Source organism: Sphingopyxis sp., from assembly GCF_965227415.1.
GTDB lineage: Bacteria > Pseudomonadota > Alphaproteobacteria > Sphingomonadales > Sphingomonadaceae > Sphingopyxis.
Window position 1 is genome coordinate 399,084 of sequence record NZ_OZ245749.1, and the last position, 17,085, is coordinate 416,168.

17 protein-coding genes are annotated in these 17,085 nt (G+C 65.1%); 10 read left to right on the plus strand and 7 right to left on the minus strand.

The annotated features are described in order from the left end of the window. Positions 1 to 138 precede the first annotated feature (138 nt). Positions 139 to 588, plus strand: coding sequence for a peptidylprolyl isomerase (locus ACO055_RS01945; RefSeq protein ID WP_422060929.1), 450 nt, complete (start codon positions 139 to 141; stop codon positions 586 to 588). Between the two features lie 39 nt (positions 589 to 627). On the opposite strand, the gene ACO055_RS01950 is transcribed toward ACO055_RS01945, so the two are convergent. Then, on the minus strand, positions 628 to 1,761 hold the full coding sequence (locus ACO055_RS01950; protein ID WP_422060930.1) for an NAD(P)H-dependent flavin oxidoreductase: 1,134 nt from the start codon (positions 1,759 to 1,761) through the stop codon (positions 628 to 630). 105 nt (positions 1,762 to 1,866) lie between these two features. Between ACO055_RS01950 and nadC the strand changes: the two genes are divergently transcribed. The 3 genes from nadC (at position 1,867) to ACO055_RS01965 (ending at position 3,736) form a co-directional block, all read left to right on the plus strand. Beyond that, complete coding sequence (nadC, locus tag ACO055_RS01955; RefSeq protein ID WP_422060931.1) at positions 1,867 to 2,715, plus strand: carboxylating nicotinate-nucleotide diphosphorylase; 849 nt, start codon at positions 1,867 to 1,869, stop codon at positions 2,713 to 2,715. Then, positions 2,687 to 3,415 carry a ribonuclease T2 family protein gene (locus tag ACO055_RS01960; RefSeq protein WP_422060932.1) on the plus strand — a complete coding sequence of 243 codons (729 nt, stop codon included), beginning with the start codon at positions 2,687 to 2,689 and terminating at the stop codon, positions 3,413 to 3,415. The genes nadC and ACO055_RS01960 overlap by 29 nt, the downstream gene beginning before the upstream one ends. Before the next feature lie 93 nt (positions 3,416 to 3,508). Beyond that, on the plus strand, positions 3,509 to 3,736 hold the full coding sequence (locus ACO055_RS01965; RefSeq protein ID WP_422060933.1) for a hypothetical protein: 228 nt from the start codon (positions 3,509 to 3,511) through the stop codon (positions 3,734 to 3,736). Between the two features lie 90 nt (positions 3,737 to 3,826). On the opposite strand, the gene ACO055_RS01970 is transcribed toward ACO055_RS01965, so the two are convergent. Then, the gene (locus ACO055_RS01970; protein ID WP_422060934.1) at positions 3,827 to 5,122 is read right to left on the minus strand and encodes an MFS transporter; all 1,296 of its coding nucleotides are present in this window, start codon (positions 5,120 to 5,122) and stop codon (positions 3,827 to 3,829) included. 147 nt (positions 5,123 to 5,269) lie between these two features. On the opposite strand from ACO055_RS01970, the gene pgsA reads away from it, so the two are divergent. From pgsA to ACO055_RS01985, 3 genes are read left to right on the plus strand one after another with little or no spacing between them, the layout of a single operon-like run. Further along, entirely contained in the window at positions 5,270 to 5,842 is a 573-nt protein-coding gene (pgsA, locus tag ACO055_RS01975; RefSeq protein WP_422060935.1) for a CDP-diacylglycerol--glycerol-3-phosphate 3-phosphatidyltransferase, read from the plus strand. A 3-nt stretch (positions 5,843 to 5,845) separates the two neighbouring features. Next, the gene (locus tag ACO055_RS01980) at positions 5,846 to 6,097 is read left to right on the plus strand and encodes a MoaD/ThiS family protein (protein WP_422060937.1); all 252 of its coding nucleotides are present in this window, start codon (positions 5,846 to 5,848) and stop codon (positions 6,095 to 6,097) included. Beyond that, positions 6,094 to 6,558, plus strand: a complete 465-nt coding sequence (locus ACO055_RS01985; protein ID WP_422060938.1) for a molybdenum cofactor biosynthesis protein MoaE — start codon at positions 6,094 to 6,096, stop codon at positions 6,556 to 6,558. Before ACO055_RS01980 ends, ACO055_RS01985 begins: the two co-directional genes overlap by 4 nt. A 188-nt stretch (positions 6,559 to 6,746) precedes the next feature. Here the strand turns inward: ACO055_RS01985 and ACO055_RS01990 are convergent, their stop codons facing one another. Then, the gene (locus ACO055_RS01990; protein WP_422060940.1) at positions 6,747 to 7,652 is read right to left on the minus strand and encodes a hydrogen peroxide-inducible genes activator; all 906 of its coding nucleotides are present in this window, start codon (positions 7,650 to 7,652) and stop codon (positions 6,747 to 6,749) included. 132 nt (positions 7,653 to 7,784) lie between these two features. On the opposite strand from ACO055_RS01990, the gene ACO055_RS01995 reads away from it, so the two are divergent. After that, positions 7,785 to 8,252 (plus strand): EF-hand domain-containing protein, encoded by a 468-nt coding sequence (locus ACO055_RS01995; RefSeq protein ID WP_422060941.1) that lies wholly within the window; start codon positions 7,785 to 7,787, stop codon positions 8,250 to 8,252. A 95-nt stretch (positions 8,253 to 8,347) separates the two neighbouring features. On the opposite strand, the gene trmFO is transcribed toward ACO055_RS01995, so the two are convergent. Beyond that, positions 8,348 to 9,709: a methylenetetrahydrofolate--tRNA-(uracil(54)-C(5))-methyltransferase (FADH(2)-oxidizing) TrmFO gene (trmFO, locus tag ACO055_RS02000; RefSeq protein ID WP_422060942.1), complete on the minus strand. Its 1,362-nt coding sequence runs from the start codon at positions 9,707 to 9,709 to the stop codon at positions 8,348 to 8,350. Positions 9,710 to 9,784: 75 nt separating this feature from the next. Between trmFO and ACO055_RS02005 the strand changes: the two genes are divergently transcribed. Beyond that, complete coding sequence (locus tag ACO055_RS02005) at positions 9,785 to 10,447, plus strand: lysoplasmalogenase family protein (protein ID WP_422060943.1); 663 nt, start codon at positions 9,785 to 9,787, stop codon at positions 10,445 to 10,447. On the opposite strand, the gene ACO055_RS02010 is transcribed toward ACO055_RS02005, so the two are convergent. Both ACO055_RS02010 and ACO055_RS02015 read right to left on the minus strand, forming a co-directional pair. Continuing rightward, the gene (locus ACO055_RS02010; protein WP_422060944.1) at positions 10,444 to 11,289 is read right to left on the minus strand and encodes a TauD/TfdA dioxygenase family protein; all 846 of its coding nucleotides are present in this window, start codon (positions 11,287 to 11,289) and stop codon (positions 10,444 to 10,446) included. The genes ACO055_RS02005 and ACO055_RS02010 overlap by 4 nt on opposite strands. A gap of 31 nt (positions 11,290 to 11,320) precedes the next feature. After that, a complete protein-coding gene (locus ACO055_RS02015; RefSeq protein ID WP_422060945.1) occupies positions 11,321 to 13,138 on the minus strand; it encodes a DUF885 domain-containing protein in 1,818 nt (605 codons plus the stop codon). A gap of 186 nt (positions 13,139 to 13,324) precedes the next feature. On the opposite strand from ACO055_RS02015, the gene ACO055_RS02020 reads away from it, so the two are divergent. Beyond that, on the plus strand, positions 13,325 to 13,885 hold the full coding sequence (locus ACO055_RS02020; protein WP_422060946.1) for a peroxiredoxin: 561 nt from the start codon (positions 13,325 to 13,327) through the stop codon (positions 13,883 to 13,885). A gap of 1,020 nt (positions 13,886 to 14,905) precedes the next feature. On the opposite strand, the gene ACO055_RS02025 is transcribed toward ACO055_RS02020, so the two are convergent. After that, the gene (locus ACO055_RS02025) at positions 14,906 to 16,975 is read right to left on the minus strand and encodes an amidohydrolase family protein (protein ID WP_422060947.1); all 2,070 of its coding nucleotides are present in this window, start codon (positions 16,973 to 16,975) and stop codon (positions 14,906 to 14,908) included. Between the last annotated feature and the right edge of the window lie 110 nt (positions 16,976 to 17,085).

The window sequence follows — 17,085 nt, forward strand, 5'->3', positions numbered from 1 at the left end:
TCCGTGCATCCCCTAATCCGGCCACAACGCGATGGCAACGTCGCCACGTGCTTTTCGACAATTAGTGCGTGGCTTTGCTGCGCTGCGCGGCTATGGAACCGCCAAATTCCACCCTCGGATTCCATCAAGGAGCTTATCATGTCCGACCAGACGCTCACCCTTTCGCTGTCGACCGGCGATGTCGTCATCCGCCTGCGCCCCGACCTTGCGCCGCTGCACGTCGAGCGCATCACGCAGCTTGCCGGCGAAGGTTTTTACGATGACGTCGTCTTTCACCGCGTGATCCCGGGCTTCATGGCGCAGGGCGGCGATCCGACGGGTACCGGCATGGGTGGCAGCAAGCTTCCCGACCTGCCGCAGGAATTCAACGCCGAGCCGCACGTCCGCGGCGTATGCTCGATGGCGCGTTCGCAGAATCCGAACAGTGCGAACAGCCAGTTCTTCATCTGCTTTGACGACGCGCGCTTCCTCGACAAGCAGTACACCGTCTGGGGCGAAGTGATCTCGGGCATGGAAAATGTCGACGCGCTGCCCAAGGGCGAGCCGCCGCGCGAGCCCGGCAAGATCGTCAAGGCGACTGTCGCCTGAACCCTGTCGTCGCTCCCGCGAAGCCGGGAGCGACACTTACTATTCGCCGATGAAGCCGTTGAGCCTGTCGCAGGCGGCGATCCAGTCCTGCTTGAATTCCTGCACGACCTGTCCGGCGCCCATCGCCTCGTTCATCAGCCCGACGCCCTGGCCGACCCAATAGGTTGCGAGCGCCTTGGCGCCTTCGTGGCCGCCTTCGGACAATTTATCGACCTTCCGCAGCGCGGGTTCGCTGACGAGCGACTGGAGCGGCATGGGCAGCGGCTTCGGCGCGCCTTCGGCTTCCCATGCGTCGGTCCACGGCGAGCGAAGCTGGCGCGACGGCTTGCCGGTGCGGCTCTTCGACCGCACGGTGTCGCGCGAACTGGCCGCGAGCATCTTTTCCTTCACGATCGGATTGGTCTCGGCTTCGGCGGTGGTGAGCCACACCGATCCGGTCCACGCGCCATGCGCGCCCATCGCCATGGCGGCGGCCATCTGGCGTCCGGTGACGATGCCGCCCGCAGCGAGGATCGGCGTGTTCGCGCCAACCGCCTCGACCGCCGCCGCAACCTCGGGCACCAGCACCATCGTCGCGACCTCGCCGCAGTGGCCGCCGGCTTCGCCGCCCGCGACGACGAGGATATCGACGCCGGCGCGGACCTGCGCGAGCGCATGATCGCGTGTGCCGACCAGCGCAGCGACCGGTACGTTGAAGCGCTTGCCGAGGTCGAGCATCAGCGGCGGCGGGACCCCGAGCGCGTTGGCGATCAGCTTGATCGGGTGACGAAAGGCGACTTCGAGCAGCTTGGCGGCGCCATCGTCGCTCATGTTGTCGCCGAGACTGCTCCGCATCGCGCCCGGAAGAGCGAGGTCGCTGTCGTCGACGCCATGTTTTTGCAAGAGATCCGAGATGAAGGCCTTATGCTCGGACGGAATCGAGGGCGCTTCCGAACGCGCTTCGCCCTTGCCCGCGAAACTGTTCGGGACGATCAGGTCGACGCCATAGGGGAGGCCGCCGATATGGTCGTCGATCCACGCGAGCTCTTCTTCAAGCCGTTCGGGCGGCAACGAGGCGGCACCAAAGACGCCCATGCCGCCGGCTTTCGACACGGCGACGACGACATCGCGGCAGTGCGAGAAGGCGAGCAGGGGGAATTCGATGCCGAGCATCGCGCAGATGGGGGATTGCATGGGGCCTCTCCGATGTTGGCTATGTTGCCACGTGGCGTGCATGTCAGCGCTAGTTGACGTAAACGTCAAGTTGATTTGCGCGGGCCGCCGTTTATCGCTGGCGGCATGAGTAATTTTTCCCTGTCGGGTTTCGACCTCGATGTCTTTGTCCGCAGCACGTTGGCGGAGGATCTGGGGTCGGGGGGCGACATCACCTCAATGGCGACGATCCCCGCCGACGCGCGCTTTGCGGGGGTGATGGACAGCCGCGATGCGATCACCGTCGCCGGGCTGCCGATCGCCGAAGCGTTCTTCCGTGCGCTCGATCCGGCGATGGAGATCGCGATCCTGGCGAGCGAAGGCGAACAGGTCGCGGCGGGAAGCGACCTGATGCGATTGTCCGGCCACGCGCGCGCGATGCTGACCGCCGAGCGGTCGGCGCTGAATACGGTGCAGCATCTGTCGGGAATCGCGACGATGACGCGCGCCTATGTCGACGCGCTGGCGGGCACGGGCGCGACCTTGCTCGATACGCGCAAGACGATCCCCGGGCTGCGGGTGCTGGAGAAATATGCGACGCGGATGGGCGGCGCGACGAACCATCGCATGGGATTATGGGACGCCGCGATGATCAAGGACAATCATGTCGCAGTCGCAGGATCGGTCGAGGAGGCGGTGCGGCGCGCGGTTGCGGCCGGGATCGCGAACATCATCGTAGAGGTCGACCGGGTGGCGCAGGTCGAACCCGCACTCAGCGCCGGTGCGACGCACCTGTTGCTCGACAATATGAGCCTCGACGAACTGCGCGCGTGCGTCGGCCTGGTGGGAGGCCGGGTGCCGACCGAAGCGTCGGGGGGCGTGCGGCTCGACACGATTCGCGCGATCGGCGGGACGGGTGTGACCTATGTGTCGGTCGGGCGGCTCACGCAATCGGCGCCCGCAGCGGATGTCGGCCTCGACTTTGCGCTGGCTTAGCGGGGCCGCGCTGGCGCTGATGCCGGTCGCGGCGCAGGCGCAGGCGCTTTCCTGTGCGATACCCGATCGCATCGCCGTGCCGCGGCTCGATCAGCGGCCGCGCGACGAACCGGTGCGCAAGCCGCCGACGACCAGCTATCTGCTGAGCATGAGCTGGTCGCCGCAGCATTGCGCGAACGTCCGCAATCCCAGGGACGCGCGCGACCGCTTTCAATGTTCGGGCGAAAGCGGGCGTTTCGCATGGGTGCTTCACGGGCTTTGGCCCGAGACCGATAATCCGGCCTATCCGCAATGGTGCCGACCGGCGAAGATCGTGCCGCAGCCGGTGCTGAAGAAGCATCTGTGCATGACGCCGTCGCCGCAGCTGTTGCAGCATGAGTGGGCGAAGCACGGCACGTGCATGAGCCCGCACCCCGCCGCCTATTTCCAGGCGGCGGCGATGCTGTTCCGGGCCGTGCGCTTTCCCGATATGGACGCGCTGGCGGCGCGCCCGCAGACGGCGGGCGGTGTCAGGCGCGCCTTTACCGCAATCAATCCGGGGGTGAGGGACAGCATGATCGCAGTGGCCGCGCGCGATGGTTGGCTGAGCGAAGTCCGTCTTTGCCTGGGCCCGCGGATGCGGCCACAGGCGTGCAAGCCGTTCCAGAAAGGCCTGCCGGATCGCGTCGTAGTGCGCATTCGCACGATGCCGCGCGATTAGGAAAGCGGCGCCACTCTGTGCCGCAGTGACACGTCGCCCCGTTAACTCTTTTTTTACCTTATCGACTCGTTAACGCAGGCGTAGCGTCCGGATATGGACTCGGACGATCAGATCGACATTCGCGGCCGCCTTCGTGCACATGCCACGCGCGAGCTTACCATCGCCCGCCTGACCATGCCCGACGATTGGCAAGCCGAACTGCGCGCGATGCTTCAGGCCGAGCGCGTGCCTTCGGCGCTGTGGGCGCGCGGCAGCGACACGCGGCTGTTTATGGAGAGCTTCGCGATCTTCTTTGTCGCGACGATGATGTTCCTGATCTGACGTCGGGTTTCGACTGGAGGCGGTCTTCATTCTACCCTGTCTTCGCGGGAATGGCGAAGTTAGAGATGACCGCTTTCCATTCCAGCACCGCTAATCGCAGGCGCGGTGGAGTTTTAGCGCGAGCCAGGCGGAGATGATGCACATCACCGCGCTCATCAAAAGCTGGTCGACGACGCCGACGCCCGCGAATCCCAAACCGATCGCCAGAAGCGAACCGGCAACCATCGCGCCCGAGTTGACGATGTTGTTTGCCGCGACCGTGCGCGCGGTCTGATCCTTTGGCACCGTCGTCGTCAGAAACGCATAGAGCGGCACAACGAACATGCCGCCGCTGATTGCGATACCGAGCAGGCTGGCGAGGAGCGGGATGACGTCGGCGTGACCCAGGAATCCGTCGATCCCGTACATCACGCCCGACGGGTCATGTTCCCAGTTCCGGCACACCCAATAGAAGGCGAGGACGAACAGGCCCATGACGATGACGCTTGCCGGGCTGTAGCGGGCCGACACCCGGCCCTTGAGCAGCCGGTTGACCGCCACCGATCCGATGGCGATGCCGATCGAGAATACCGCGAGGAACAGGCTGGCGACGCTCTTGTCGGCGTGCAGGATATTCTTCACCAGCGGCGGAAACTGGATGAACAGCACCGCGCCGATCGTCCAGAAAAAGCTGATCGACAGGATCGCCAGATACAGGCGCGGGATGTGCATCGTGCCGCGCACGAGCGCGACCGACGAGCGGATGATGTGCCAGTCGATGCCGGTCTCCTCGTGCTGTGGAGGAGCAGGGGGGACTTCGCGACTGGTCCAATAGCCGAGGCCGGCGACCAGAACGACGCCGAGCGCCGCCCATTCGACCTCGATCACACCCGCCAGGATCGTTCCCGCGAGGATCGCGATATAGGTTCCGGCCTCGACAAGCCCGGTGCCCGCAAGCACTTCGTCATTTTCCAGATGCTGCGGCAGGATCGCATATTTGATGGGCCCGAAGAAGGTCGAGTGAATGCCCATTGCAAACAGCGCCAGCATCATCAGCGGAATCGCGAGGAAATGGACCGCGAAGCCCAGCCACGCGAACACGAGGCCCGCGCCGCCGACGAACATGATGATGATTTCGCAGAATTTGACGATGCGGATGATCCGCGCCTTGTCGCGCGTGTCGGCAAGTTGGCCGGCGAGCGCCGAAAGCAGGAAAAACGGCAGGATGAACAGGGCGGTCGCGACCGCGCTGAACAATGTTTCCGATGCTTCGTCGTTGAACACGCCGTAAACGACGAACAGCACCATCGCATTTTTGAACAGATTGTCGTTGAAGGCGCCGAGCAATTGCGTGACGAAAAGCGGAAGGAACCTGCGTTGATTCAGCAGCGCAAAGGAACCGGTCATTGAATATCCACTTTTGCAGCCCGCGATAACGACACCGGCCACCCCCTCAGGCAATTCGGTTGTCGCACGGGGGGCTTATCGGTTAGGACATGCGGGGTCAAAGCCGATTTTGGGGCCCATTTTGGAACGGACGTAGCGACAGGGACCATGCTCAGCCTTCCCAACATCCTGACGCTGTCGCGCATATTGGCGGTTCCCATTCTGCTGTTCCTGCTATGGCCGGGGGTGCGCGAAGGGTCGCATCAGCCGCTTCCGCTCGATTATGCGCTGGCTTTCATCCTGTACTGCCTGATGGGCATTACCGATTATTTTGACGGCTATGTTGCACGGTCGCGCGGCATCGTGTCGCGGCTGGGCGCCTTTCTGGATCCGATCGCCGACAAGATCATGATCGCCGCGGTGATCCTGCTGCTCGTTTTCACGCGCGACATCACCGGATATCATGTGATCGCTGCGTTGATGATCCTGCTGCGCGAAATCATCGTGTCGGGGCTCCGCGAATTTCTGGCGACGTTACAGGTGTCTATGCCGGTGACGCAGCTGGCGAAGTGGAAGACGACTTTTCAGCTCGTTTCCTTCGGCGCGCTGATCCTGGCGGGTGCGTTGCCAGACATGGCGTGGATCAAGATCGTCGGGCTGGCGTCGCTGTGGGGCGCGGCCGTGCTGACCTTGATCACCGGCTGGGACTATCTGCGTGTCGGCCTGAAGCATATGGATTGAGCGATGACGCTGACGATCAGCTATTTCGCCTGGGTTCGCGAGCGGATGGGGATTGCCGACGAAGCGATCGATTTGCCCGTCGATGTCGCGACGGTGGCCGACCTGGTTGCGTGGCTTGCCGCGCGCGATGAGCGCGGCGCCCTCGCGTTCGCCGAAGCGGGACGGATCCGCGCCGCGATCGGCGGCACGATGGTCGGTCCAGACGCGGCACTCGGCGACGAGATTGCCCTGTTCCCGCCGGTGACCGGCGGATGATCCGCGTTGCGGTCCAGAGCGAGGCGATCGACGTCGCCGCTGAGCTCGATATTCACGACGCCGGTTTTCACGGCGCCAGCGCGAGCTTCATCGGGCGCGTGCGCGGCGAAGGCGATCTGACCGAGCTTTTCCTCGAGCATCATCCGGTGCTGACCGAGGCGGGGCTGGCCGAACTGGCGCATGCCGCGGTCGATCGCTGGAGCTTGTCGGCGCTGACGCTGATCCACCGCGTGGGGGCGATGGTGCCGGGCGAGACGATCGTGCTGGTGCTGGCGAGCAGCCCGCACCGTGCCGAGGCGCTGTCGGCGACCGAGTTTCTGATCGACCGGCTCAAGACCGACGTCATGCTGTGGAAGCGCGAGACATTTGCCGACGGACGCATCGCCTGGGTCGAGCCGCGCGACGGCGACCATGGCCGCGCCGAGCGGTGGGATGGATCGCCGTCGTCACCGCGGCCCTGATCGGCGATTGACCCCTTGTGGGATTGTTCCCCGGCGGAAGCCGGGGCCCAGATCGTTTCCAGGCCAACATGGCAGCATCGCTTCTGGACCCCGGCATTCGCGGGGGAACGGTTGCTCGCATGAAATATATCCGGATCAAGCCCGTCCTGAGCCTGTCGAAGGGTCCGGGGTGGCGATGATTCGAAGGGCTAATTTGCCTGATGCTTGCGGAAGATGTCGGCGAGCATCTTGAATTCGTCGGCGCGCGGGCTGCCCTTGCGCCAGACGAGCGCGATCGTGCGCCAGTCGTGATCCGAATCGAGCGGGCGCGTGTCGATGTCGGTATGATCGAGGATGCCCGCCTCGATCGCCATCTGCGGCAGCATCGTGATGCCAAGGCCGTTGTCGACCATCTGGACAAGCGTATGGAGCGAGGTGCCCATCATCCGCGCGCCGGCGCGCAGTTCGGGGCGGTTGCACGCGGCGAGCGCATGATCCTTCAGGCAATGGCCGTCCTCGAGCATCAGCATCTGCGACGGGTCGAGCTGATCGGCGCTGACCATCGCGGGCAAATTCTCGGCCTGGTCGCCAGGAAAGGCGACGAACAGCGCGTCGTCGAACAGCGCCTCGCTCTCGACGTCGCCGCAACCATAGGGAAGGGCGAGGAGGACGCAGTCGACGGTGCCATGGTGGAGCGACTCGCACGCCTGGGCGCTCGGCTCTTCGCGAAGAAAGAGCTTGAGCGCCGGACGTTCCTTGCGCAGGCGCGGGAGCAGGCCGGGAAGGAGGAAGGGCGCGATCGTCGGGATCACGCTCATCCGCAATTCACCGACCAGCGGTGCGGCGGCGGCGGCGGCCATGTCGGCCAGTTCCTCGGCTTCGCGGAGGACGCGGTGCGCCTTTTCGACGATCGCATTGCCCAGCCCGGTGAAGCGCATGACGCGGCGGGTGCGCTCGACGAGCGTCTGGCCGAGCAGCGTCTCAAGCTCGCGGATCCCTGCCGAGAGCGTCGACTGGGTGACGTTGCACGCATCGGCGGCGCGGCCGAAATGGCCATGCTCGTGGAGCGCGACGAGATATTGCATCTGTTTGAGCGAGGGCAGGTAGTTTTGCATTGATCGTATATAGCAATGAATTCGCGGATTTTGAACAATCACGTCGATTTATATTCGCGGCCAATATGGCGGCGTTTCGTTTCGGCTGGTGCGCAGACGTGCTAGCTAAACCGCTGGTTTGATGGAGGGGTTATGGCGGTTTCGCGGTTTCTGATCGGCGGTGTGGCGAGCGCGCTGTTGCTGACGGGCGGGCTCTTCATGTGGAAGGGCTATACGCAGATCGCCGACGACGAGGCTTTGCCCGAGCCGCCGCCCGCGCTCGCCGCGATTCCGGTGGCCGGCGCCAATGCGCCGAAGCGCGGTCCCGCGCCGCCCGCGCTGCCGACCGCAAAAGAAGGGTCGCGCGAGGAGCGACGTTTCAACCGCTTCGATCGCGACCGCAACGACCGGATCAGCCGGGTCGAACTGATGTCGGCGCGCACCGCGGCGTTCCGCAAGCTCGACAAGGACGGCAACAATTTGCTGACCTTCGAGGAATGGGCGGCGGCAACAGGTCAGCGCTTTGCGGGGGCCGATGGCGACAGGTCGGGCGATCTGACGCGGGCGGAATTCGCCACGACGGCACCGAAGCCGGCGGTGAAGCCTAAGTGCAGCTGTTGAAATCGTCGCCTCCGCGAAGGCGGGGGCCGCTAGAGGCCTGAATCAGACTCGCCGCGTAAAGCGGATGGCGGCCCCCGCCTGCGCGGGGGCGACGGTCAGGCCGCGACGCCCTCGGCGCATGCCATCCACGCGGCCAGCGCCGCGCCCGCTCGCTGCGTATAGCCGAGCTTACGGTCCTTCTTGCGGACATCGTCGGCGAGCGGCGGGAAGAGGCCGAAATTGACGTTCATCGGCTGGTAGCTCGCAGCATCGGCGCCGCCGGTGATATGGCCGAGCAGCGCGCCGAGCGCGGTTTCGGGCGGCGGCGGGGCCAGGGCGCGACCTGCGAGTTCGGCGATGGCGAAGCGCGCGGCGACGAGGCCGATCGCGGCGCTTTCGACATAGCCTTCGCAGCCGGTGATCTGTCCCGCGAAGCGGATATGCGGCGCCGATTTGAGGCGGAGCTCTGCGTCGAGCAGCTCGGGCGAGCGGATGAAACTGTTGCGGTGGAGCCCGCCGAGGCGGGCGAATTCGGCCTTCTCCAGGCCGGGAATCGTGCGGAACAGCTCGACCTGCGCGGCGTGTTTCAGCTTGGTCTGAAAGCCGACCATGTTCCACAAGGTGCCGAGCGCATTGTCCTGGCGCAGCTGGACGACGGCATAGGGCCAGCGCCCGGTGCGCGGATTGTCGAGGCCGACGCCCTTCATCGGTCCGAAGCGCAAGGTTTCGGGGCCGCGTTCGGCCATCACTTCGATCGGCATGCAGCCCTCGAAATAGGGCGTGTCCTTTTCCCAATCCTTGAAGTCGGTCTTGTCGCCGTCGACGAGCCCCTGGACGAAGGCGTGATACTGATCCTTGTCCATCGGGCAGTTGATATAATCCTTGCCGTCGCCGATCGGCCCGACCTTGTCCCAGCGGCTCGCCATCCATGCGACGTCCATGTCGATGCTGTCGTGATAGACGATCGGGGCGATGGCGTCGAAGAAGGCGAGCGCGTCCTTGCCGGTCGCGGCGCCGATGCTCGACGCGAGACCCGCGGCGGTGAGCGGGCCGGTGGCGACGATGGTCAGGCCTTCGCTCGGCAGCGTGTCGATGCGCTCGCGCACTATCGTGATGTTCGGATGGTTTGCGAGCGCGTGGGTCACGCTGCCCGAGAACAGGTCGCGGTCGACCGCAAGCGCCGAACCTGCGGGCACCTTGTGGACATCGGCCTCGCGCATGATGATCGAGCCGAGCGTCCGCATCTCGCGGTGGAGCAGGCCGACCGCGTTGCTGTCGCCGTCGTCGCTGCGAAAGCTGTTCGAGCACACCATCTCGGCCAGCGCGTCGCCCTGATGCGCGGGGGTCATGTCGCCGCCCCCGGGCAAATTGGCGCCGCGCATTTCGGACAGGCGCACGCGGAAACCCGCTTCGGCGAGCTGCCAGGCGGCTTCGGAGCCCGCGAGGCCGCCGCCGATGATGTGAATGTCGTGAGCCATTTACCGTATCCGTTGACTTGAACCGATGGAGCCGCGCACTAGGCCGGTTGTGAGCAAGATGCAAAGGGGCGGATGATGAGCGAAGCGGGTTGGGATCGGGCGCGGTGGCTGTGGTGGCTGGCGCTGCTGGGTGGGATCAGCTTTTTCGCCGCGGTGTTCCAGCGGCTCGACGGTCCCGCGATCTGGGCGTGGAAGACGAGCGGAGTCGGCTTGCTGGCGCTGTGGGCCGCGGCGAATGCGCGCGAGAAGAACGGCTTGCTGATCGCCGCAGTGCTGGGCTTCGGGGCGCTCGGCGACTGGCTGCTCGACGCGAAGGGGCTGATCGCGGGCGCGTCGGCGTTTGCGGTGGGGCATCTGATCGCGATCACCCTGTACCTGTTGAACCGTCGGGCGCAGATGACGCCGTCGCAGCGCCTGCTCGGCTGGCTGACCATGCCCGCGACGCTTGCGATCGTCTGGGGCATGCTGAGCCCGCAGCCCGGATGGTGGCACGCGGCGGTGTATTCACTGTTCGTCGCGGCGATGGCGGCGGCGGCATGGACCAGCCGCTTTCCGCGCTATCGCACCGGCATCGGCGCGATGATGTTCCTCGCGAGCGATCTTTTCATTTTCGCCGGCGAGGGCGGGGTGTTGTCGAAAGATGTCACCCTGTGGCTCGTCTGGCCGCTCTATTTCGGCGGACAGGCGTTGATCGCCTGGGGCGTGGTCAGCACAGTCGCGAAGGAAGCCAGAACCTAGGCGCCGTCCCACGCCGCGATGGTCGTGCGGTGGAGCAGGCGGTCGTGGCCGTCGTATCCTCCGGTCGCGCGGTGGAGCAGCGAGCGATTGTCCCACATGACGAGCATGTCGGGCTCCCATTCATGGCTGTAGCGAAACTCCTCGCGCCCCTGCCACTGGATCAGGTCGTAGAGCAAAGGCAGGCCTTCGGCATCGTCGAGGCCGTCGAAGCCGATGATATAGCCCGCGCAGCCGAACAGGCCCTTGCGACCGGTTTCGGGGTGCGCGCGAACGAAGGGATGGCGCTGCGTTTCGAGCGCTTCTACGCTCGACAGGATGTCCATGCTGCGGTTCTTGTCGTTCGCACCGTACATGCCCGACGGTGCGTAGCCGGCGCGTGCGCTGTGGATCGCCTGGAGCCCTTCGACGCGCGCGCGAAGGTCGGCGGGCATCGCGTCGAGCGCGGCGTGCTGGTTAGAAAATTCGGTGTTGCCGCCGACCGGCGGGATCGTGATGCCGAAAAGGCAGGTGCCGGCGGGCGGACGCTCCTGAAAACTCCAGTCGCTGTGCCAATTCTCCGCAAACAGCGGCGCGGTCTCGTCCGCCTTGCGCTTCACCGCGATGATATGATCGTGGCCGGGGATCGGGCGGATGAAGGGATCGTCGCCGAAGCCGCCGAAAGAACCGGTGAAGCGTTCGAGATCATCCTCGCTCATCCGCTGATCGGGGAAGGCGAGGACGTGATGATCGAGCCATGCGGCGCGGATTTCGGCGATGGTGTCGGTATCGAGCGGCTGCGTCAGGTCGGCGCCGGTGACGCGCGCGCCGCAGGACTGGCCGCTGGGGGTGATGGTGAGGGTCATCGCACGATGCTGCGCCGATTGCCGCGAGCGGTCAATCGGCAGCGGCAATCCAGCGATCGACCTGCGCTTCGAGCACCGGCAGCGGCACCGAGCCGCGCCCCAGCACGATCTCGTGGAATATCTTCTGATCATAGCGGTCGCCGAGGGCCCGCTTTGCCTTTTCGCGCAGCGCGAGGATGCGCTGCATGCCGACCTTGTACGACGTCGCCTGTCCCGGCGTGACGAAATATCGGCGGATTTCGGAGCGGATTTTGCCGATCGGCTGCGGCGAGTTGGCGGTGTAGAAAGCGAGCGCCTGTTCCTCGCTCCAACCCTTGGCATGGATGCCGGTGTCGACGACGAGCCGGATCGCGCGCCAGATCTCGCGGCCCAGCCGCCCGAAGTCGCTGTAGGGATCGGTGTAGAAACCCATCTCCTTGGCCAACCGCTCGACGTACAGCGCCCAGCCCTCGCCATAGGCGCCATAGAAATAATTCTTCCGGAACTCGGGCGTGCCCGTCATTTCCTGCGCGAGGGCGATCTGCATGTGATGGCCGGGCAGGCCTTCGTGATAGACGGTGCCTTCGATTTCATAGGTCGGGGTCGCGCGCGTGTCGGCGAGGTGGACATAGAAGATGCCCGGCCGCGATCCGTCGAGCGCCGCGGCCGAATAATGCGCTGCGCCGCCCGGCTCTTCGCGAAACGCCTCGACGCGCTTCACGATCAGGTCGGCCTTGGGCAGTCGCCCGAATTGTTCGGGCAACCGCGCGCGCATGCCCACGAGATAATCCTCGGCCTTTTTGAGATAGATCGCCCGGCCCGCATCGTCGTTCGCGACATAGAAACGGTCGTCGCTGCGCAGGAAGACGAAGAAATCCTCGAGTTTGCCTTCGTATCCGATTTTGGCCTTCAGCACTTCCATCTCGGCGCGGATGCGCGCGACTTCGGACAGGCCGAGGTCGTGGATTTCACCAGCGGTCATCCCGGTCGTCGTCTGCAACCGCAGCATCGCGTTGTAATAGGCCGCGCCATCGGGAAGCGCTCCGGCGCCGCGCGGTTCGCTGCCCGCGGCAGCGCGATCGACCTCCAGCCAAGCCTTGATCCGGTCGTAGGCGGGCTTGAGCGACTCGTTCATCGCCATGGCAACGCGCGCAACAAATGCATCGGCCGCCGCAGCGTCGATCTTCTTCGCAGTGACAAGGCCCGCAGCCTTTTCCTTCGCATCGGCGTAGAGCGCATTGTCCGCGCCTTCGTCAAACGGGGCGCCGCTCGTCAGCCTTCCGATCAGGTCGATCGACTGGTCGTAGGCGAAGCCGGGCATGCGGATGCCCTTCTTCGCAGAAGCCTTGGCGCGATCGAGGTAGACGTCGAGCGTCGGCCCGAGCGCCGCGACCCGCTCGGCATAGGCGTCCATGTCGGCGCGCGTGTCGATGCGATGCTGGTTGATCAGCAAATTGGGAAGGCCGGTGTGCGGCCCGTTGCGGTCGAAGATATAATTATGTCCGCGCCATTTCGTCGACGCCTCGGCGCGTTCGAGTTCGAGCGCCCACATGTCATAGGACACGCGTGCATCGTCGCCGAGTTTATTACGGTCGAACGTCTTTTTCATGTCGGCGACATTGGCGCGGCGCCACTTGAGCCGCGCTGTGGCGGCGGCATCGCTGGGGTCGGTAAACAGGTCCTGCTGTTCCTTGCGGCCGAGGCTGGTGAGCGCTTCGGGATCGAGCGCGAGTTCAGCCTCGAACGCCTTGTCGAGAAAGGCGGTGAGCGCGGCATCGCTCGTGCCGCTCTTCGTCGCGGCGCGCGCCGCCGGTGCAACGAAGGCGCTGGTCGCCAGCGCCAGTGAGAATTCCCGTCGTGATAGCCGCACCGGACCCCTTTCTCTTTTTCCTGTGCCCAGCGGTACCGCGATTGACGCGCCGGGGCCAAGGCTAATCTTACGGCGCCGGACGGGGTAGCCGGCGGGAGGGCGGACGATCGATGTGGACGCGATCCTGTTTTTTCCCCATCGTGATGGCGCGGGCTTGCCCTCGAGTTTCGCCACGGAGGATTGTAGATGAAAACCCCGATGAAAATCGCGATGTCGCTCGGCCTGGGCCTGGCGCTCTCCGTCCTTCCGGTGCAGGGCATCGCGGCGCTTCAGCAGGGCGCGAAAGCGCCCGACTTTACGCTGAACGCGGCGCAGGGCGGCAAGGAATTCAGCCTGTCGCTGAAGCAGACCCTGCGCGGCGGGCCGGTGGTGCTCTATTTCTTCCCGGCCGCTTTCACATCGGGGTGCACGGTGGAGGCGCATCTGTTCGCCGAGGCGAATGGCCAGTTCAACCAACTCGGCGCGCGCGTGATCGGAGTGACCGCCGGCAATATCGAGCGTGTCGCGGAGTTTTCGCGGTCGGAATGCCGCGACAAATTCGCCGTCGCCGCCGATCCGGGCGCCAAGATCGCGGCGAAATATGATGCGACGATGCAGACCGCCGACGGCAAGACGCTGTCGAACCGCACATCCTATGTCATCGCGCCGAACGGAACGATCTTGCTGAGCTACACCGACAGCAAGCCGCAAGCGCATGTCGAAAAGACGATGGCGGCGGTACGGGCGTGGAATGCGAAGCGGCACTAGCGTCGGCGCGAAAGCCGGTTTCGACCAAAAGACGACGTCCCTTTTGTCGTCATCCCGGACTTGTTTCAGGATCCATGGCTGCCGTTTCTTTCGACACGGCGCGAAAGGAGAGGTCCGGCCATGGATGCTGAAACAAGTTCAGCATGAAGGGGGGCAAACGACCAATCGCAAACGATGTTGACGTGCTCCCCGGCGAAAGCCGGGGTCCAGAGCGCGCGCATGCAACGCCGGCTCTCGAACGCCCTGGACCCCGGCCTTCGCCGGGGAACACGCTGGGCCGCCAGCTTCCCGCTCTCACGGGAATGACGAAGAGCGCGATGACCGCACCCCAACCCTAACCGGACGCCCAATCGATCGTCACCCCGGACTTGATCCGAGGTCCATGACGACGGTGCTGCCATGGATCCCGGATGACGAAGGCGCGAGCGTCCGCTTCTCACCCCAAAGCCCACGCCAAAAAAAGCCTTTCCTACAATATGCGGCTATGCCAGCGTCGATCTCGGCTCTTTCCCTGGGTGCATAAAAAGCGGTTGCCGCCCGGTTTGCCAGAGCGGCCACGACCTCGTGCGTCCGGCCCGCGGCAGAACCGGATCAGGAATATGGCGTAGGGCTGAACTTTCCTGAACTTTGGAGCAGGAAACGGCGGCTCCCCACCCCATATCCGTCGTTCGCTCCCGATCTTGATGCAATGGCGGCTGACGACCGAAAGACGACGTCCCTTTTGTCGTCATCCTGAACTTGTTTCAGGATCCATGAGTTCAGCATGACGGAGAGCAAAGGACCCATTGCGGACGATCTTGACGTGCTCCCCGGCGAAGGCCGGGGTCCAGAGCGTGCGCACGCAACGCCGGCTCTGCAACGCCCTGGACCCCGGCCTTCGCCGGGGCACACGCTGGGCCGCCAGCTTCACGCTCTCGCGGGATGACGAAGGGCGTGAGCGGCCGCTCCCCACCCCGAACCGGACATTCGCACCGTGGAGCTGTCGACGGGGTCCGGGTCAGGCCCGTTCGACGAGAATGACTACTTCGGTCGCCCGCTATATCCCGCGGCCTTTCGCAGTTCGTCGGCATCCATGACATAGCCGTCGCTGACGACGGTCACGACGCGGCGTAGCGCGCCGAGTTCGGTCGAGGGGTCGCCGTCGACGAGGACCATGTCGGCTTCCTTGCCCACTGCGATCGAGCCGGTGCGCTTGTCGGCGCCGACGACGCGTGCGGGGACGATGGTGGCGCTCTGGATCGCCTCGGCGGGAGTGAACCCGGCTTGCTGATAGATTTCGAGTTCGCGGATCAGCTCGATCCCCCAGCCGTCGGTGCCGGCGACGATCGTCACGCCGGCCTTGTGCAGGCGGCCGAGCAGTTCGACCATCTTCGCATAGCTTTTGCGGTAATCGTCGCGTGTCAGCCCTTCGACCAGCGGATAGCCGGCGGCAGTGAAGACCGAGCGTTCGAGGACGGGCGAGATGATGCCCATATAGGGGGCGTAAGCGGGCTGCGGCTTTCCGCCGTCCTGCGTGTACATCCCTTCGAAAATGACGATGGTCGGATCGACGATGATCTTCTTGCGCGCCAGATCGGCGACGAAGCCCGACATCACGGGGCCGTCGAGATCGACGTCCTTGAAATAGCGGGCGGGTCCCTCGACGCGTTGGCGCGTATTCGCCTTGTCGATCACGTCGCGCGGCATCGATTCCATCACCACGAAATTGAGGTGGGTCAGCTCGTCATAGCCGGCAGTGACGGCTTCGCTGGGTTTCATGCCGGCGGGCACATGGCCGTGGACGTGGAGCCCCAGCTTGCGCGCCTCTGCTGCGGCGGGGGCGATCCACGCCGGATTCATCGAGGTATAGAATTTGACGCCCCACAGGCCCGCGGCCTTGATCCGCCGCACAGCGGCGATAGCTTCTTCGGCGTTGCTGACGACTTCGGCGCCCTGCGCCGCGAGGGGATCCTTCTTGTCGACGATCGCCGAGATGAACGGTTCGCCCATCAGCAGCGTGTGATCGGCGCGGCGCCGGGTCGCCTCGACTGCGCGGTCGATGTTCGTGCCGGGGCTGCGGAAGCTGGTTATCCCGTTCGCCATGTTCGAGAGCACGTCCCAATCGTCGCCGATGTGGAGGTGGCTGTCCCAGATGCCGGGCACCAGCGTCTTGCCACGACCGTCGATCAGCTGCGCTCCGGACGGGGCCTTAAGCGAGCCGGCGGCGCCGATGGCAGCGATCTTGCCGTCTGCGGCCAGGACGGCGCGGTTCGCCAGGAACACGCCCTTGTCGGCGTCGAACAGCCGCACATTGTCGATCAGCACGGGGGCGTGAGCGGCGGGCGCGAGGAAGCGCTTGGCGATGCCGGCGACCGCGTCGGCCGTCGCCTTTTCTTGGATGTTACGCAGCTGTTTCAGCGCGCCCTCATAGCCTTCGGGGATGACCGAGATGAAGCTGATGTCGGCGAAATAGCGCTTGTTCGCGTCGAGCCAGACCGGATAGGCCGAGGGCAGGATGCCGCTGACGAAGGCAAGCTGGACGGTCTTGGGACCGCCCGGTCCCTGAATGACCGCGGTCGGGCCGAACGTCATCCGGCCCTTGCCGCTCGGCAGGAAATTCAGCCCGGCGTCGCCCGCTGCCGCGAGCGCGTCGATCATCGGCGCGTTGGCGATGCCGATGCCGCCGGCGGGAATGTACCAGCCGCCCGCCGCGGCCTCGCCCGCATCGGTCGAGGTCCTCCACGTCGCGCGGCCGTTCGCGGCGCGATAATCCTCCGCAGCGTCGCCCGACGGGGTGATGCCGCGCATGATGGTCGCCGCGATCGTGCCGTCGGGCGCGAACGCGGTGACCTGATCCATCTCGGTGATCCAGCCGCGCAGTTCCTGCGACCAGCGATAGGCGGTGCGGCCGTCGGCGAGCTGCCAGCGCCACTGGTCGCCATGCTTGCCCGATTCGGACACGACGATATAATGGACCGCATCGGCAGGCGGTTTCAGCAGCTCCTCCTTGGGGACCGGCTTCGACTGGACGACCGGCGCGGTTTCCTCATGCGCGAAGACGGCGGCGGGCGCGGCCGAGGCCAGCAGGGCGGCGATCAAAACGAGGCGCATCTTCTTTTCCCCCAAGGACGGACAAGGTCCGATAGTGGTAGGGGCATACAGGCGGGCGAAGCAAGATGCGACCAACGGCCGACGGCGTTCGTTCAGTGCCTGCGGATCGA

What these genes read in the sequence shown, in the direction of transcription:
- ACO055_RS01950 (WP_422060930.1), bottom strand. Translation starts at nt 1,761, where the DNA reads ATGCAATCCCCCATCTGCGCGATGCTCGGCATCGAATTCCCCCTGCTC.
- ACO055_RS01970 (WP_422060934.1), bottom strand. Translation starts at nt 5,122, where the DNA reads ATGACCGGTTCCTTTGCGCTGCTGAATCAACGCAGGTTCCTTCCGCTT.
- ACO055_RS02005 (WP_422060943.1), top strand. Translation starts at nt 9,785, where the DNA reads ATGAGCGAAGCGGGTTGGGATCGGGCGCGGTGGCTGTGGTGGCTGGCG.
- pgsA (WP_422060935.1), top strand. Translation starts at nt 5,270, where the DNA reads ATGCTCAGCCTTCCCAACATCCTGACGCTGTCGCGCATATTGGCGGTT.
- ACO055_RS02020 (WP_422060946.1), top strand. Translation starts at nt 13,325, where the DNA reads ATGAAAACCCCGATGAAAATCGCGATGTCGCTCGGCCTGGGCCTGGCG.
- ACO055_RS01960 (WP_422060932.1), top strand. Translation starts at nt 2,687, where the DNA reads ATGTCGGCCTCGACTTTGCGCTGGCTTAGCGGGGCCGCGCTGGCGCTG.
- trmFO (WP_422060942.1), bottom strand. Translation starts at nt 9,709, where the DNA reads ATGGCTCACGACATTCACATCATCGGCGGCGGCCTCGCGGGCTCCGAA.
- ACO055_RS01965 (WP_422060933.1), top strand. Translation starts at nt 3,509, where the DNA reads ATGGACTCGGACGATCAGATCGACATTCGCGGCCGCCTTCGTGCACAT.
- ACO055_RS01980 (WP_422060937.1), top strand. Translation starts at nt 5,846, where the DNA reads ATGACGCTGACGATCAGCTATTTCGCCTGGGTTCGCGAGCGGATGGGG.
- nadC (WP_422060931.1), top strand. Translation starts at nt 1,867, where the DNA reads ATGAGTAATTTTTCCCTGTCGGGTTTCGACCTCGATGTCTTTGTCCGC.
- ACO055_RS01995 (WP_422060941.1), top strand. Translation starts at nt 7,785, where the DNA reads ATGGCGGTTTCGCGGTTTCTGATCGGCGGTGTGGCGAGCGCGCTGTTG.
- ACO055_RS01945 (WP_422060929.1), top strand. Translation starts at nt 139, where the DNA reads ATGTCCGACCAGACGCTCACCCTTTCGCTGTCGACCGGCGATGTCGTC.
- ACO055_RS01985 (WP_422060938.1), top strand. Translation starts at nt 6,094, where the DNA reads ATGATCCGCGTTGCGGTCCAGAGCGAGGCGATCGACGTCGCCGCTGAG.
- ACO055_RS02010 (WP_422060944.1), bottom strand. Translation starts at nt 11,289, where the DNA reads ATGACCCTCACCATCACCCCCAGCGGCCAGTCCTGCGGCGCGCGCGTC.
- ACO055_RS01990 (WP_422060940.1), bottom strand. Translation starts at nt 7,652, where the DNA reads ATGCAAAACTACCTGCCCTCGCTCAAACAGATGCAATATCTCGTCGCG.
- ACO055_RS02025 (WP_422060947.1), bottom strand. Translation starts at nt 16,975, where the DNA reads ATGCGCCTCGTTTTGATCGCCGCCCTGCTGGCCTCGGCCGCGCCCGCC.